This window comes from Pseudoalteromonas sp. Of7M-16 (assembly GCF_022347805.1).
GTDB lineage: Bacteria > Pseudomonadota > Gammaproteobacteria > Enterobacterales > Alteromonadaceae > Pseudoalteromonas > Pseudoalteromonas luteoviolacea_F.
The window spans coordinates 99,991-116,346 of sequence record NZ_JAKRFY010000017.1 but is presented as its reverse complement, the minus strand read 5'-3'; the positions used below and the strand labels follow the sequence as shown (position 1 = coordinate 116,346).

The 16,356-nt window shown below is 45.5% G+C and carries 17 protein-coding genes; 11 read left to right on the top strand and 6 right to left on the bottom strand.

Annotated elements, in window-relative coordinates; translation table 11 throughout:
- Positions 1 to 35: 35 nt before the first annotated feature.
- The 4 genes from MHN81_RS17510 to MHN81_RS17495 form a co-directional block, all read right to left on the bottom strand.
- Positions 36 to 1,145, bottom strand: a complete 1,110-nt coding sequence (locus MHN81_RS17510) for an ABC transporter substrate-binding protein (RefSeq protein WP_023398467.1) — start codon at positions 1,143 to 1,145, stop codon at positions 36 to 38.
- Entirely contained in the window at positions 1,111 to 3,189 is a 2,079-nt protein-coding gene (locus MHN81_RS17505) for a GNAT family N-acetyltransferase (protein ID WP_239426314.1), read from the bottom strand. The genes MHN81_RS17510 and MHN81_RS17505 overlap by 35 nt, the downstream gene beginning before the upstream one ends.
- Positions 3,167 to 5,332, bottom strand: coding sequence for a DNA helicase II (gene uvrD / locus MHN81_RS17500; protein WP_023398465.1), 2,166 nt, complete (start codon positions 5,330 to 5,332; stop codon positions 3,167 to 3,169). Before uvrD ends, MHN81_RS17505 begins: the two co-directional genes overlap by 23 nt.
- Before the next feature lie 151 nt (positions 5,333 to 5,483).
- Positions 5,484 to 6,425, bottom strand: a complete 942-nt coding sequence (locus tag MHN81_RS17495) for a chemotaxis protein CheV (RefSeq protein ID WP_023398464.1) — start codon at positions 6,423 to 6,425, stop codon at positions 5,484 to 5,486.
- A gap of 203 nt (positions 6,426 to 6,628) precedes the next feature.
- Here MHN81_RS17495 and MHN81_RS17490 point away from each other — a divergent pair, with 203 nt between their 5' ends.
- The gene (locus MHN81_RS17490; RefSeq protein ID WP_239426313.1) at positions 6,629 to 7,690 is read left to right on the top strand and encodes a potassium channel family protein; all 1,062 of its coding nucleotides are present in this window, start codon (positions 6,629 to 6,631) and stop codon (positions 7,688 to 7,690) included.
- Positions 7,687 to 7,893 (top strand): hypothetical protein, encoded by a 207-nt coding sequence (locus MHN81_RS17485; protein ID WP_023398462.1) that lies wholly within the window; start codon positions 7,687 to 7,689, stop codon positions 7,891 to 7,893. Before MHN81_RS17490 ends, MHN81_RS17485 begins: the two co-directional genes overlap by 4 nt.
- Position 7,894: 1 nt before the next feature.
- Here the strand turns inward: MHN81_RS17485 and MHN81_RS17480 are convergent, their stop codons facing one another.
- Positions 7,895 to 8,356, bottom strand: coding sequence for an EVE domain-containing protein (locus tag MHN81_RS17480; RefSeq protein WP_023398461.1), 462 nt, complete (start codon positions 8,354 to 8,356; stop codon positions 7,895 to 7,897).
- A gap of 74 nt (positions 8,357 to 8,430) precedes the next feature.
- Between MHN81_RS17480 and tesB the strand changes: the two genes are divergently transcribed.
- Positions 8,431 to 9,288 (top strand): acyl-CoA thioesterase II, encoded by an 858-nt coding sequence (gene tesB / locus MHN81_RS17475; protein ID WP_023398460.1) that lies wholly within the window; start codon positions 8,431 to 8,433, stop codon positions 9,286 to 9,288.
- 19 nt (positions 9,289 to 9,307) lie between these two features.
- Here tesB and plsB read toward each other — a convergent pair whose 3' ends face one another.
- On the bottom strand, positions 9,308 to 11,734 hold the full coding sequence (gene plsB, locus MHN81_RS17470) for a glycerol-3-phosphate 1-O-acyltransferase PlsB (RefSeq protein WP_239426312.1): 2,427 nt from the start codon (positions 11,732 to 11,734) through the stop codon (positions 9,308 to 9,310).
- A gap of 524 nt (positions 11,735 to 12,258) precedes the next feature.
- Between plsB and rpsJ the strand changes: the two genes are divergently transcribed.
- The 8 genes from rpsJ to rpsC are packed head-to-tail and all read left to right on the top strand — an operon-like array spanning position 12,259 to position 16,348.
- Entirely contained in the window at positions 12,259 to 12,570 is a 312-nt protein-coding gene (rpsJ, locus tag MHN81_RS17465; protein WP_005495349.1) for a 30S ribosomal protein S10, read from the top strand.
- Positions 12,571 to 12,597: 27 nt separating this feature from the next.
- Complete coding sequence (rplC, locus tag MHN81_RS17460; protein WP_010376387.1) at positions 12,598 to 13,233, top strand: 50S ribosomal protein L3; 636 nt, start codon at positions 12,598 to 12,600, stop codon at positions 13,231 to 13,233.
- A gap of 17 nt (positions 13,234 to 13,250) precedes the next feature.
- The gene (gene rplD / locus MHN81_RS17455; RefSeq protein ID WP_023398458.1) at positions 13,251 to 13,853 is read left to right on the top strand and encodes a 50S ribosomal protein L4; all 603 of its coding nucleotides are present in this window, start codon (positions 13,251 to 13,253) and stop codon (positions 13,851 to 13,853) included.
- Positions 13,850 to 14,152, top strand: a complete 303-nt coding sequence (gene rplW / locus MHN81_RS17450; RefSeq protein WP_023398457.1) for a 50S ribosomal protein L23 — start codon at positions 13,850 to 13,852, stop codon at positions 14,150 to 14,152. The genes rplD and rplW overlap by 4 nt, the downstream gene beginning before the upstream one ends.
- Before the next feature lie 17 nt (positions 14,153 to 14,169).
- Positions 14,170 to 14,994 (top strand): 50S ribosomal protein L2, encoded by an 825-nt coding sequence (gene rplB / locus MHN81_RS17445; RefSeq protein ID WP_023398456.1) that lies wholly within the window; start codon positions 14,170 to 14,172, stop codon positions 14,992 to 14,994.
- Between the two features lie 16 nt (positions 14,995 to 15,010).
- Entirely contained in the window at positions 15,011 to 15,289 is a 279-nt protein-coding gene (gene rpsS, locus MHN81_RS17440; protein ID WP_010367084.1) for a 30S ribosomal protein S19, read from the top strand.
- Positions 15,290 to 15,301: 12 nt separating this feature from the next.
- Positions 15,302 to 15,634 carry a 50S ribosomal protein L22 gene (gene rplV, locus MHN81_RS17435; protein WP_010386167.1) on the top strand — a complete coding sequence of 111 codons (333 nt, stop codon included), beginning with the start codon at positions 15,302 to 15,304 and terminating at the stop codon, positions 15,632 to 15,634.
- A 12-nt stretch (positions 15,635 to 15,646) separates the two neighbouring features.
- A complete protein-coding gene (gene rpsC / locus MHN81_RS17430; protein WP_023398455.1) occupies positions 15,647 to 16,348 on the top strand; it encodes a 30S ribosomal protein S3 in 702 nt (233 codons plus the stop codon).
- Positions 16,349 to 16,356 lie beyond the last annotated feature (8 nt).

Genomic DNA, 16,356 nt, shown 5'->3' with positions numbered 1-16,356 from the left:
CGCCTCAAACAATAGTTGCATGAGCTAAGCATAGATCAATATTTCAAATAAGACCTATATACCTGCCTTTGAGACGTGTTTTTTTGTGGTAATTTGAGAAGGGTTTGCAGCGCCGGGTCGGTCTTTAATGTGCGATCAATAGCAGTGCTTATGCAGTCTGACAATTGAGTTTGCTTACAGTATTGCAAGGCAGTGGTAAACAAGTAAGCATTTACAAACCCTTCGAAAGATTGGTAGCTGATGGGTTTGGCGTGTGCGGTGGCTTGTGCGCGAAATAACGCACAGATTTGGCCTTGGCAGGTTTGAGGATCAGGCAGCACTTCGGTGACCATTATATTGGCAGGTACGGTGATATGCTCGAACAGGGATGCTGAAGAGACGAATGAAACGCTGGTATAGGAGCCTCTAAAGCCAGCTCTATAGGCTTGGTTAATGAATGCAGATAATGGTTCATAAGTACCTATCATTGCAATGGCTGTGACTTGGGTGGTTAATATCTGTGTTAGGGCTTTGGCAACATCATTGGTATTGCGTCTAAAGCGCGCAATCACGACAGGCTCAATCCCTTGGTTTTTGAGCGCTTGACGATGGCTTTTTTCTAGCGTTAGACCAAATTCGTCCGCTTGAATAAAAAGGGCTATGTTTTTGTGTCCTAACTCTTCGACAAGATATTTCACTTGATCCTTGGCTTCATCCAAATAGCTCGCCCGAAGTTTGAAGATCGGAAACCCTGGATTTTGATATAAAAACTCAGCGCCAGTATAAGGCATTAATAACGGCAGTTGGTGCTTTTTTAATATGTCTTTAATAGCATGGGTAGTGGGCGTGCCCATGTTCCCAATGAGGGCATCAACGTTTTGGTGTTTTATTAGATAGTGCGTATTATCGACAGCACGACTTGGTTCATATCCGTCATCTAAAACCAGTAATTTAATATGCGGCTGGCCAGGTCGTTTTTCCCGATTGGCATAATTGAAGTAGAGTTCATGGCCTTGTTTAAGCTGTTGGCCAATATGACTCGCTGGACCGCTCAAAGCGACACTCATTCCCAGTTTTATTGTTGTATTAGGGGAGGTCGCAAAACACAACCATGATTGTAATAGAGCTGTGCTAGTGAGGATCGCTTTTAGAAATAATTTCAGCATAAACTTCCGATAACAGTGACTGATAGACCTGTTGTACTTGTTTCTTAGATTGCAACCTTAGTTTTTGGGGTAATTCTTTTGGCTGATGTCGCTGTAATAATAGTAGAATTACATATTGTTGGGCAATCTTTGACAAGGAATTTATGATGCTAGGTTGTGATTTTATGATCTGCTCTATGAACGGCGCAATTTGTTGCTCATTGGCAAGTTTAGATTTCAGGTAGGTGAGGTGTTTGAGCTGCGAGTCACTGAGACCCTTGTTTGGTGCAGAGCTGAGAAAGCTGCATACCAGTTGCCAAGGAAGTTGTGCATATAATCCACTGAGCGCAAAATACAGCTGATCTGCAAATGTACTCTGTTCTAGCCTGACGTCGATTTGGCTATCTTTATGGACCACCAAGACCGCAAATTCACCACTGGCTTTATCTTGTTTGAAGCCGAGCTTTAACGGCTTAAACCCTAAGTTTTGCCAAAAATCGAGTAAATTCGCTTGCGCGCCAAAACTACTGCCAAAATAACTGACTTTATCGGCAAGTTGGTGCATAGAAAAGCGGATCAAGGCACTGCCAATACCGTGCTTTTGGTGGGATGGTGCCACAGCGATACGTGCAATACGTGCGCCTCGACGAGTGCAAAACTCACTGTTACCCAATAGCTGGCTCAGTTGCTGCGCCATTAAATGACCTGCCGGCCGTCGAGCTCCCAATGCAATTTGGGTGGCCAAGTCGCGATCAAGAGCGCCTTCTAAATTCACCAAGCAAACTGCGACTGGGTGGTTATTTTGAAAGGCCACAAATAAGCGATTACTTGGGCTGTCGAGCAGCTGTCGCAGATCATTAACTGAGGTTTGATAGTGGGCCAATACAAGCAGTGCAAAGACTTGCTCTAGCAATGCCTCATTTTGAATTAACTCTTGGCTGTCGACGTTGAGGTAGTCAATTTGATCTAACTGAGGTGAAAGGGTTGCATACTGACAGTCGAGCGCCAGCAATTGGCGCATATGTTGCTCTAACGGGTCGCCATGGGCGTAACGTATGGGGTCAGCCAAATGCCGATCTAAATAGTCAGGGTGTTGAGCTTTTAGGTAGTCTTGAAAGCGCAATGTATAACCGCGGCCATTGCCTTCGTAGCCAACCAAGGTACTCGCAAAAATCACTCTGGGGTAGTGAGCCAACAACTGTTTTAGGATAGGCACGGGAATGGCCGCCGCTTCATCAACCAACAAAATATCGATTTCAGGCTGTGTGGCCAACACGATATCAGGTGGAATATAGCTCAGCGTACTGACTTGGTTTTGATTTATCTCAGGTGGCGCCAATTCAAGTGCATTGCAAAAGTGGAGGAAGCCATTTTGCACTGCACGGCGCTGCTGGGCACATAAAACGATATTTTTGCCAGCAAACTGTGCTGCTATCAATCCGAGCGCGGCTGACTTGCCTCGACCCCTGTCTGCACTCAATAAGACGGGGGTGTCTGGATGTTGTTGTAAATGGGTGACTATTTGGCTGACAGCTTGAGATTGTGATGTTAAGTTCAGTGTCTGACACGAGGCACTGTAGGTGGTGGGTAATTTGGGTCCACCCTGTTCGCTGAGCAGCCAGCACTGCTGCCGCTGCAAATGGTGTGCTAAGCGTGTCAAAAAGGGACTCTGGTGTGCTTGTTCACCTTCAGATAGCCAGCGTGCTAGTGCTGGATCGCACCATGTTGAAAGTGCTGATAATTCCGGTAGCAATAATACAAGTAGTCCGCCTGCTTTGACTGTGCCTGTGCAAGCTGCCAGTTTGTTGGGAACGATACCGCTGTAGCCATCATACAGAACAAACTCGAACTCTTGACCAAGTATTTGGTGCAAGTGTTGTGGCCATATGGCCCCATGCCAACTGGTATCATCGCTGAGTATCAATTGCTCAGCGGATTGAGCAAGCTGCAAAAAGCAACGCACCCCCCAATCCCTGCTGCCACACAACAGCAGCAATTGACGGTGCCTTGCTGATCTTAACCCCGCCAATTGGGGTTTTAAACTAAATGGCTTGCAGTCTTGCATAAGCCGTTACCAGCCACTTAGTACCCACATCGTCAAAATTGACCTGTATACGGGATTGCGCACCAACCCCTTCGTAATTGAGCACGGTACCTGCGCCAAACTTTGCGTGTAGCACACGTTGCCCTAAGTTGAAGTCACTGTCTTCAAATGCTGCATGGCTGACCGAGGCGCTGAAGCGATTAGTGGTAGCGGGTCTGGATACTTGGGTTTTAATGCGGATCTCTTCAGTGCAGTCTTCAGGCAATTCACGTAAGAATCGAGAGGGGCTATGATACTTTTCCTGGCCATAAAGGCGGCGGCTTTCGGCGTGACTGATATAAAGCTTTTGCATCGCACGTGTCATGCCAACATAACATAGGCGACGCTCTTCCTCTAAACGGCCAGATTCTTCGTGGCTTTGTTGCGATGGGAACATGCCTTCTTCTACCCCCACCATAAATACCAGCGGGAACTCAAGGCCCTTAGCTGAGTGCAGCGTCATCATCTGTACCGCATCTTCGTGCTCGTCGGCTTGCCCTTCGCCAGACTCCAGTGAGGTATAAGCCAAGAAACCTTGCAATGGTGACGTAAACTCTTCTTCAATAGGTAACTCAAACTGACCACAGGCATTGATCAATTCTTCCAAGTTTTCCACGCGTGCGCGGCCCTTTTCGCCTTTTTCTGCTTGATACATGGCCAATAGCCCAGAGTGCTCTATGGTGGTTTTTGCTTGCTCAGCTAGCTCCAACTCGACCAGTTTTTCATCGAGTTGTTCTATCAATTCAATAAAGCGTGTTACGGCCGTTGCAGCGCGTCCAGCTAAGTGTTTTTGCTCAATAACCGCTTTGGCAGCATACCACAGAGGTAGAGACTCATTGCGAGCGCAGTCGCGAATATGGCTCAAAGTTTTGTCACCAATCCCACGCGCAGGTGTATTAATAACACGCTCAAAGGCGGCATCGTCATTGCGATTGCTGATCAGACGCAAATATGACAGGGCGTCTTTGATTTCTTGTCGCTCGAAGAAGCGCATGCCGCCATAAATACGGTATTTGAGTCCCTCTTGCAGAAGTGCCTCTTCCAGTACACGAGATTGGGCGTTGTTTCGGTATAAAATGGCACAGTCTGTCAGCGCGTTACCATCTTGCAGCCAGGACTTAATTTTACCTATGGTGAAGCGTGCTTCGTCTAATTCGTTGAAAGCGGCATAAATTGAGATAGGTTCACCTTGGGTGCCGTCCGTCCAAAGGCTCTTACCCATACGCTCGGAGTTATTTTGAATGAGGGCATTGGATGCTTTCAAAATCGTACCCGTGGAACGGTAGTTTTGCTCAAGGCGAATTGTATCGGCATCAAAGTCTTTTAAGAAGCGTTTAATATTTTCGATTTTTGCGCCACGCCATCCATAAATACTTTGATCGTCGTCACCAACGATCATGATGTTGTTATCGCCACCGGCAAGTAAACGCAGCCATTGATATTGAATGCTGTTTGTATCTTGAAATTCGTCTACCAGCATATGTTTAAAGCGCTGTTGGTAGTGGCGTAGTAAGGTGGGTTGCTGCTGTAGCAATTCATAGCAACGCAGCAATATCTCCGCAAAATCAACTAAACCAGCTCTATCGCAAGCTTCTTGATAGGCGGTATAAACATTGAGCATAAGCTGTTCACTGGCATCATAAGCTTGGATATCTTTGGGACGTAAACCTTCATCTTTTCGCGCGCTGATATACCAGCTCAGCTGTTTTGCAGGCCACTTCTTCTCATCAATGTTCATGGCTTTGAGTAAGCGTCTGATCATGCGCTGTTGATCATCTGAGTCCAATATTTGGAATGACTCTGGCAAGTTTGCTTCGCGGTGATGGGCGCGCAGAATTCGATGAGACAAGCCGTGGAAAGTGCCAATCCACATGCCGCCGACTGGGCTTTGTAGTGTTTCTTCGACACGTGAACGCATCTCTTTGGCGGCTTTATTGGTAAAAGTCACGGCAAAAATGCTGTAGGGGGAGGCGTGTTCTACCTGCATAAGCCACGCGATTCGGTGCACTAACACCCGAGTTTTACCGGAGCCAGCACCCGCCAGAATAAGCATATTGCTCAGTGGTGCAGCAACCGCTTCACGCTGCTTGTCATTTAAGCCATCAAGTAATTCAGATACGTCCATCTTTGCGCCTAATTCGAAAAGTGAGGGCAAAGTATACCTAGCGTCTTATTTAAAGCCCAGTTTTCAAAGTGTAATTTGATAAGGGTGTTAGTTATTTTGTTGAATTTAAAAGAGATTTAATTTTTTATTTACTGTCTTTTTATACAGTTTTTTAGCCTAAAATCTCTTTTAACCGTTTTTGCATTTCTTGGACTAATAAATCGGGCTGAAACTTGGACAGGAATGCATTACACCCGACCTTTTCAACCATGGCTTGGTTGAAGCTGCCGCTTAATGAAGTATTCAATATGACATACAGGTCTTTGAGCCGTTCGTCGTTGCGAATTTCATAGGTGAGCCGATAGCCATCCATCACAGGCATCTCAGCATCTGTGATGACTGCCATGAGTTCTTTGTTAACATCGATGCCTTCATCAGCCCAGTGCTTGAGCAGGTTTAAGGCTTCTTGGCCGTCAGTTGCGGGAATGATTTCAATACCAATTTGGGCAAGCGTATCAGATACTTGACGCCGTGCTGTGGGGGAGTCATCTGCATGGAGGATTTTGCGCCCCTTAAACTCACTCAAAATGGTGTTGTCTAGCACCCCATCTGGGATCTCGACATCGTAATCTATTATTTCTGCTAAAACTTTTTCAACGTCAATAATTTCGACGATGTGCTCAGCCCCATCTCGCTGTACTTTCGTTAATGCTGTCAGGTAATGATTGCGGCCAACTGATTTCGGGGTTGGCATAATATCTGACCAAGTCGTATTTACGATGTGATCAACTTTGCCAACTAAAAAGGCTTGGACGGTACGATTGTATTCGGTGATAACCAAGTTGCTGTCATCGTCATACTCTGTGGGAGGCATACAAATGGCTTGGCGCAAATCGATAACTGGGATCGACTCACCGCGAATATTGGTTACCCCTGCCACTTTGGGATGCGCATTGGGCATTTTGTTCAGGTGAGGTAGTTTGACAACTTCTTTAACTTTAAAAACGTTCAATGCAAACAGGTGTCTACTGTGTAAATGAAATAGCAATAATTCAAGCCGGTTTTCACCCACCAACTGTGTGCGTTGATCAACTGAAGCTAACACACCCGCCATACTTTCACCTCGTCATCTAGCTGCTTTTCAAAGTATACACATATAACTGTTAAAATTACGAGTTCTTTACCACAGTAATGCAAAAATGCAATATTTGCTGAAAATTTCTGAATAAATCAACTTTTTCCCATGAAAGCATTGACTTGTTGCTTGACTGATAGATGATGTCATACAGGGATCAATACACAGTTTTGGGATAATAAATGCCGATCGTAATAAAGCGCATGCTGTTACAAATCCAAAATCACATCAATCGCGCCAGTTGGCAAATCCTTGTACTCGCCACAGCATGCCATATGCTGCTGACTTGGGGAATGTTATGGTTTGCAAAAGAGCACGCGCTGTTACCGTTTAGTACCTTTGTTTATTATTATGTTGTGACCACATCGACAGTGGGGTACGGAGACTTCAGCGCGACTACCGAGCTGGGTAGGTGGGCTGTCGCATTGGTGCAAATTCCGTTTGGGCTGGCGCTATTTGGTGTGTTGTTAGGAAAAGTTGGTCAAGAAATTACAATATGGGTAAAAAGAGCAATGAAAGGCGATAAAGATTTCTCTCATTTAAACGATCACATCATCATTTTTGGCTGGCACCCAACGCGCACTGAAAAAATGATCGAGTTTATTCTTGCCGACAATAAACGGATTGAGCGGCGAATTGTACTTGCTGTGCATGAAGACATGGAGCACCCTTTACTGCGTTACCCTCAAGTGGATTTTGTGCGTCTAGCCAGCTTTACTGATGATATTGAACTGTCTCGCACTGCTATCGGCACTGCTGCCAAAGTGATAGTTGACGGCAAAGATGATGATCACACATTTACCACAGCACTCAAGTTGAGCCCAATTGTGCAGTCTAGTGCCCATATCTGTGCTCACTTCATCGATGAAACTAAGGCAGAGCTACTGCGTTTACATTGCGAAAATGTAGAGTGTTCGACGGCCATGTCAGCGGAAATATTGGTGCGTTCTATGCAGGATCCTGGCTCGAGTCGTATTCAAGAAGAATTGTTGTCGACACTGCGTGGCGATACACAGTTTAGTCTGCAAATACCAAGCTCGGTAACGAGCTGTAAGTTTGGCCAATTGTTTATGTTTTTCAAAGAGCATCACAATGCCACCTTACTAGGAGTTGCACACGACAGAAGTGGTCAAAATATGGATCTGAACCCACCGCTCAGTTATGGGCTTACGGGCGGGGATATTATTCACTATATTGCACCACAACGGGTTTTAGAGAAAGAGGTAGCCTGGGAGCAGTTATGAGCGAATTGATGTTGATGGTGGGGGTTGTGTGTGTTTATCTGGTACCCATTGCTCTGGTTGCAGGCAGTAAACGCTCCAAAGGTCATGAGAAGAACGGTTGGTTAATAGGCACCTTGTTCTTCTCGTGGATTGCCTTGTTGCTATATGTCACCATGATCCCCAAAACAGGGCGAGTAAAACCACGTGGCAAAAAGCATAGTTAGGTCATCTTTTTGACATTTCTACGATGTGGATCCATTCCTGCTCTGTCACTGGCATAATTGAGAGTCTTCCCGCTTTTTTTAGTGCAAGCTCGACAATCGCATCGTCTGCTTTAATCGCTTTGAGTGTCACTGGTGATGAAAGCTGTTCTATAAATTGCACGGTTACACCTATCCACCTTGGATTGTCTGGTGTGGACTTTGGATCATAGTAATCACTGCTGGCATCAAACTGATAGGGGTCCGTTTCAGCAGCTTTGGTTACTTGTGCAATACCTACCACTGCAGGGACTTTGCAACTTGAATGGTAAATAAAGACTTTGTCGCCTACTTGCATTTGATCGCGCATAAAATTGCGCGCTTGGTAGTTGCGGATCCCTTCCCAAAACGTACTTTGTTGTACATCATTTTTCAGGTCGTCGAGAGAATATGCGTCGGGTTCAGTTTTGAATAACCAATAAGCCATTATAAGTACTCAATTAAAAGTAGATTAGTGTATTATTATCACTAATCGCAGTAACTACAATGGTGAGGTAGCGAATGAGTCAGGTTTTACAAAATTTGCTTGATTTATTAAGTTTAGAAGAGATTGAGCAGGGGATTTATCGCGGACAAAGTCAAGACTTGGGCTTTCCTCAGGTTTTTGGCGGGCAAGTGATGGGTCAAGCACTGTCTGCCGCAAAATACACATTGCCTGAAGGCCGTTATATAAACTCATTGCACTCATACTTTTTACGTCCAGGTGATGCGAGCAAGCCTATCGTATATGATGTTGAAAATATTCGTGACGGGCGCAGCTTTAGCACTCGTCGAGTGAGTGCCATCCAGTATGGCAAGCCGATATTTTATATGACTGCGTCTTTTCAAGGTGATGAGCCAGGGCTGTCTCATCAGGCGGAAATGCCTAACGTACCAGAGCCTGAAACACTTAAATCGGCATTACAGTTTTATCAAGACAATGCACATTTGATCCCTGAGGCGTTGAGGCCGAAGTTTACGCAAGAAATGCCCCTCGATATGCGCCCTGTGAACTTTCAAAACCCGTTCCAACCGCAAAAGGCGCAAGCAAAGCGTCATGTGTGGTTTAAAGCCAATGGTAAAATGCCTGACGAAAGGCGGATCCACAATTACTTGTTGGCCTATGCGTCTGATTTCGAGTTTTTGCCTACCGCGCTACAACCTCATGGCTTGTCATTTATGCAGCCCAATATGCAAGTTGCTACGATTGACCACGCAATGTGGTTCCATCGCCCGTTTAGACTGGATGATTGGATGCTTTATAGTGTCGATAGCCCTAGTGCGAGCAATGGAAGAGGTTTGGTGCGTGGACAATTCTTTACCCGCACAGGTGAATTAGTCGCATCGACGATTCAAGAGGGCGTAATGCGCCAACGCTAGTTTGGCGCATTATTCACAGCTACACAGTATCGTTGATAGACTGCCAGATCCGCGCAGGTAGTAACTCAGTAAGAAAAGCTTGCAGCTCTTCCAGCTGTGTTTCTGCCTGGATGGTTTGCTGCTCAGAAATACTGATAAATCCCTGTTCGCGCAGTGCATTTATAAAGCTGCTCAGAACCTTCTTATCGAAGAATTCTGGGCTCTTAATGCCATGTAACGTACCTAAACGGTTGGCCAAAATATCACTCTCACGCTCTAAATCAACACGCTTTATCCCTTGGTTATTGATCACTAAACTGCTGGTAATGGCATAGCGCTCTAATGTTAAATGGCATACCTTGCCAAGCATTTCGAGTTTTGCCAGTGCGCGATTATCTTTGTTGGCTACGGCATTAGTTCCGTCAAAGGTGATCAACTCATGCTGTGCGAAGCTTTCTAATATTTTGTTGATATAGCCATTTCGCATAGGGGTTAAAAACCACTCTTTGGCAAACAGTGGATACAGCGTTTTCAACTTTTGCTCTGCGTCTTTTACACTCATGCTGTAGCGGTTGAAGAGCATTTGGGCCAGCACACTGGGCACCGCAAAAAGGTGTAATATATTGTTGCGGTAATAATTGAATAGGGTGCGTTCTTTTTCCTTAATGGTGATGATCTCACCCAGCCCATCTTGCAAGACATCAAATTTATCAAGCTTTAATGCATGGGCCAGCAGTGCCTCAGCATCTTCATCTGGCTGCGTGATATGCTCGTTGTATTTGGCGTGCTTTTGCAGCGCCAAATAAAAGCGCAGTTGCTCAAGTAGCTTTTGCTTGCTCAGCGCAAATTGCTCGTTGCTGAGTAAGATTGTTGCCAGCACATTAATCACGTTCAGTGCGGCGCTGGCATTGATGTTGGTCATGATCTGATCAGCAACATTTGCCACTTGGCCATTCAACCAATGGGGCTTGGTTGTCTCATCGGCACTAATATCTTGACGCCAGTCTGGCTGATGTTCATTTAAGTACTGGTTTAGATGTATAGGTTGACCAAAATTAAGGTAGCCACGGCCATAATTACGGAGGTTTTTAATCGCTTTGAAAACCCCAAGAACAGATTCATTCTTCTTATGATTGCCGGCAAGTTCCTTGAGGTAAGTATTGATCTCCATCACATGTTCATAACCAATATAGACTGGTACGATAGAAATTGGCCTATCTATGCCTCTGAGCATAGATTGCATGGTCATGGCTAACATGCCCGTTTTGGGTGGCAATAATCTACCTGTACGGCTGCGTCCACCTTCGGTATAAAACTTCACTGAGTAGCCTTTAATAAATAGCTGGCTCAAGTACTCTTTAAATACGGCTGAGTAGAGTTTGTTGCCTGCAAATGAGCGGCGGATGAAAAAAGCGCCTGAGCGGCGGAAGATCCCCCCTGCTGGGAAAAAGTTGAGATTCACACCTGCCGCAATATGCGGTGGAACAAGACCTTGATGATAGATAACATACGTTAGCAACAGGTAGTCCATATGACTTCTATGACATGGCACATAAATGATCTCGTGACCTTTATCTGCGAGAGTACGGACTTCATCTGCATTTTTTACATCAATTCCGTTGTATAGTTTATTCCACAGCCAAGTGAGCACTCGATCCGCGACGCGCACCATCGCATCGGAATAGTTTGCGGCGATTTCGTCAAGTAACTCCTGAGCATTGAGTCTTGCCTCGTGGTGGCTTAAACCTTTAGCTTTGGCCTCTTCGGCAATGGCTTTTTTAATACTCGGGGCTGCGAGAATAGAATTAAACAGCGCTTCGCGTGACGGCAGTTTAGGACCTGTTGCTGCGAGTTGCTGGCGGCGGAAGTGAACCCGGGCAACGCGCAGTAATTTTTGTGGTAATTCTTCGACATCGGCTTTGTCGTTCATCAGCTGTTCGATGGCGATGGGCGCTGAAAATCGCACTAGATTGTCACGACCTGAGAACAAAACGACCAGTGCTTTTCGCAACCAACTCGGTGTGAGAGAGTGGCCTAATAATGTTGCCAACCCCGGTTTCTCTTTACCGGGATCCCGGCCCCAAAACACCGATACAGGCAATATTTGTGCTTGTGTTTCTGGGTTAGCTTTCAAAGCGTGAAAGATTTCTTTACTTAATTGCAGCGCATTACTGGGTTTCGCTGATTTTGAAAAAAGTGGCGTTGGGTTTTGCATCGCGATAAAACGCGGTACCTCTGAATTGCCAATCTTTTGCATTTGCATTGGACTCGGTAGCCCCAGTTTTTGGCACATGCGATCAATGGCTGCGAGATCTGAATGTGAGTTTAATCTCGTGACATAAAAAGTTGGCAGGTTTGGATCTAGGTCGAACTGTTCGATCGGGTTTTCTGGCAACAGTTTACTTTTAACTAAAAGCCAATTAGTCCAGCGTGCGAGCACGTTGAGACTTTGGGATATAAAGCGCATACGCAGTACCAAATAGTAATTTTTGCAATAGAATATCAAGGATTAACTGGACTGACCATTGTCCAGTGTGCTCCGTCCCCAGATGTTTGCTACCTTTGTGTATTGGCAGGGTTGCTGATTAGCATGGATCCTGGGTAGCCAATGTGTTGATTAGTATAGTAGATGCACAGTAGAACACATTTATTAATTAGGACGTAGTGACCCTTTATTTCTTTAAGTTGTGACAATAATTTGGAGCAATACAATTACCTTATATTAGAGAGTCAGACGGTTAGTTAGGTGAGGCAAATTTATTGCATTTAGTTGTTGCATTTATCACCAGTATCATTATAATGTGCGAACTTTCTCGGCTTCTGGCCGCTGAAAGTACAAATGAAAGTCTGGATTTCAGGCTATTAAACAGGAACTCCGATTTGGAGTTCGATGGTAGAAATAAAAGAACAACCGACTTCTTAGGTATTATAAGATAGTTTCGGCGGTTTTTTTATGCTCTTTTTAAATGCTCTTTTAATTGAGGTTTAAGAATGTCAAATCAACGCATTCGTATTCGCCTAAAAGCTTTTGACCACCGTTTGATTGACCAATCAACGGCGGAAATCGTGGAAACTGCGAAGCGCACTGGTGCTCAGGTACGTGGTCCAATCCCACTACCTACGCGTTTTGAGCGTTTCACTGTATTGATCTCTCCGCACGTAAACAAAGACGCGCGTGATCAGTATGAAATCCGCACCCATAAACGTCTGATCGACATCGTAGAACCAACTGACAAGACTGTAGACGCTCTAATGCGCCTAGACCTTGCTGCTGGTGTTGATGTTCAAATCAGCCTGGGTTAATCGAAAGATTAGAGAGGTTTTAGGAAAATGGCATTAGGTCTAGTCGGTCGTAAAGTGGGTATGACACGTATCTTCACTGAAGATGGTGTATCTATCCCTGTGACAGTTATCGAAGCGACGCCTAACCGTGTAACTCAGATCAAATCTGACGCTACAGACGGTTATAACGCGCTTCAAGTTACTGCAGGCGAGAAAAAAGCAAGCCGTGTAAACAAACCAGCAGCGGGTCACTTCGCAAAAGCTGGCGTTGAAGCGGGTCGTGGCCTGTGGGAATTCCGTCTTAACGGCGGAGAAGGTGAGTTTGAAGTAGGTTCAGAACTAACTGTTGAACTTTTCACTGAAGTGAAAAAAGTAGACGTTACTGGTACTTCAAAAGGTAAAGGTTTCCAAGGTGGTGTTAAGCGCTGGAACTTCAGCATGCAAGACGCTACACACGGTAACTCTCTATCTCACCGTGCTCCTGGTTCAATCGGTCAAAACCAGTCTCCTGGTAAAGTTTTCAAAGGTAAGAAAATGGCCGGTCAAATGGGTAATGTTCGTTCTACGACACAGAACCTTGAACTAGTTCGTGTTGACGCTGAGCGTAACCTGCTTTTAGTTAAAGGTGCAGTACCTGGCGCTATCGGCGGCGACGTTATCGTTAAACCTGCTGTTAAAGCATAAGTCCTGGAGATTTAGTGATGGAATTAGCAATTAAAGGCGCTGGTGCGCTTGAAGTTTCCGAAGCTACTTTTGGACGTGAGTTTAACGAAGCATTAGTACACCAAGTAGTTGTTGCTTACGCAGCAGGTGCTCGTCAAGGTACTAAAGCTCAGAAGACGCGTTCTGAAGTACGTGGTGGTGGTAAGAAACCATTCCGCCAAAAAGGTACTGGCCGTGCACGTGCTGGTACAATCCGCAGCCCAATCTGGCGCAGCGGTGGTGTGAGCTTTGCAGCTAAGCCGCAAGATCACAGCCAAAAAGTTAACCGTAAGATGTATCGCGGTGCGATCAAGAGCATCTTATCTGAACTAGTTCGTCAAGAGCGTCTTGTTGTTGTTGAAAACTTCGGTTTAGAAGCACCTAAGACTAAAGAACTAGTAGCTAAGCTTAAAGAGCTTGAGCTGAAAGACGTATTAATCGTGACTGAAGAAGTAGATGAGAATCTATTCCTTTCATCTCGTAACCTGTACAAGGTTGATACTCGTGACGTAGCTGGCATCGACCCAGTAAGCCTAATCGCTTTCGATAAGGTTCTAATTACTGCAGGTGCTGTGAAGCAACTTGAGGAGTCATTAGCATGATCAGTGAAGAACGTCTTTTAAAAGTAATTCTTGCTCCACACATCTCTGAGAAAAGTACTATCTCTGCTGAAGCGAACAACACTATCGTGTTCAAAGTAGCAAAAGATGCAAACAAAGCTGAAGTTAAAGCAGCTGTTGAAAAGCTTTTTGAAGTAGAAGTAACTGGTGTTCGCACTCTAAATGTTAAGGGTAAAACAAAGCGTACAGGCATGCGTTTCGGCCGTCGTTCAGACTGGAAGAAAGCCTACGTTACTCTTAAAGAAGGCAGCGAGCTAGACTTTGTCGGCGGCGCCGAGTAATAAGGGGAGTTAGAATTATGGCACTTCAAAAGTGTAAACCAACTTCTGCGGGTCGTCGTCACGTCGTTAAAGTGGTTAACCCTGATCTACACAAGGGTAAGCCATACGCTCCGCTACTAGAGAAGAACTCTAAATCAGGTGGTCGTAACAACAACGGTCGTATCACGGTTCGTCACATCGGTGGTGGTCACAAGCATCACTATCGTGTAATTGACTTTAAACGCACAAAAGACGGCATTCCAGCTGTTGTTGAGCGTCTAGAGTACGATCCTAACCGTAGCGCAAACATCGCTCTTGTATTATATGCAGACGGTGAGCGTCGTTACATCATCGCACCTAAAGGTGTTAAAGCAGGTGATGCAATCCAGTCTGGTGTTGATGCACCAATCAAAGCTGGTAACACATTACCAATGCGTAACATCCCAGTAGGTACTACAGTACACAATGTTGAGCTTAAGCCTGGTAAAGGCGCTCAGATTGCACGTTCTGCTGGTGCATATGTACAGATCCTAGCGCGTGAAGGCCAGTACGTGACTCTACGTCTACGTTCAGGTGAAATGCGTAAAGTTGAAGCGGATTGCCGCGCAACTATCGGTGAAGTAGGTAACGCTGAACACATGCTTCGTTCACTAGGTAAAGCTGGTGCTAATCGTTGGCGTGGTATCCGTCCTACAGTTCGTGGTGTTGCCATGAACCCGATTGACCACCCACACGGTGGTGGTGAAGGTCGTACATCTGGTGGTCGTCACCCTGTGTCTCCATGGGGTAAGCCTACTAAAGGTGCTAAGACACGTAAGAACAAGCGTACTGATAAATTTATCGTACGTCGTCGTACTAAGTAATAGTTGAGGAATTGCCATGCCACGTTCTCTCAAGAAGGGTCCATTCATTGACCTACACTTGCTGAAGAAGGTAGAGAAGGCGTTGGAAAGCGGTGACAAGAAGCCTATAAAGACTTGGAGCCGTCGTTCAATGATCATCCCTAACATGATCGGATTGACCATCGCTGTCCATAATGGTCGTCAGCACGTACCTGTATTCGTTACAGACGAAATGATCGGTCACAAACTAGGTGAATTTGCACCTACACGTACTTACCGCGGTCACGCTGCGGATAAGAAAGCTAAGAAGCGTTAATCGGAGGGTATGATGGAAGCATTAGCTAAACACAAATTCGCCTCTGGTTCGGCGCAAAAAGCACGTCTAGTTGCTGATCAGATCCGCGGACTTCCGGTTGATCGCGCGCTAGAAATCCTAGCGTATAGCCCAAAGAAAGCGGCTGTATTGGTTAAAAAAGTACTTGAGTCTGCTATCGCTAACGCGGAGCACAACGAAGGTGCTGACATTGATGAGCTTAAAGTGGCTAAAGTTTTTGTAGACGAAGGTCCTACAATGAAACGTATTATGCCACGTGCTAAAGGACGCGCAGACCGCATCCTTAAGCGTTCAAGCCACATCACTGTTGTGGTTTCAGATAGCTAGGAGATATAAGTAATGGGACAAAAAGTTCATCCTACTGGTATTCGCCTAGGTATCTCAAAGCCTTGGGTATCTACTTGGTACGCGAATACAAAAGATTTCTCTGAGCAGCTTTTTGGCGATCACAAAGTGCGTCAATACCTTACTAAGGAATTGAAAAACGCTTCTGTGTCTAAAATCGTTATCGAGCGTCCAGCTAAATCGATCCGTGTAACAATTCACACAGCTCGTCCTGGTGTTGTTATCGGTAAAAAAGGTGAAGACGTTGAAAAGCTTCGCCAAGCTGTAACTAAGCTTGCTGGTGTACCTGCACAAATCAACATTGCAGAAGTACGTAAGCCTGAGCTAGATGCACAATTAGTTGCTGACGGTATCTCTTCACAGCTAGAGCGTCGTGTTATGTTCCGTCGTGCTATGAAGCGCGCAGTTCAAAATGCAATGCGTCTAGGTGCTAAAGGTATCAAGGTTGAAGTTAGTGGTCGTCTAGGCGGCGCTGAAATCGCACGTTCTGAGTGGTACCGTGAAGGTCGTGTACCTCTACACACTCTACGTGCTGATATCGATTACGCTACTTCAGAAGCTTTGACTACTTACGGCATCATCGGTGTTAAAGTTTGGATCTTCAAAGGCGAAGTTATCGGTGGTCTTCCACTGAAACAAGAGCAAGAGAAGCCAGCTAAACGTGCACCGAAGAAAGCTAAGAAAAGTGCTAAGTAAGAGGTAGC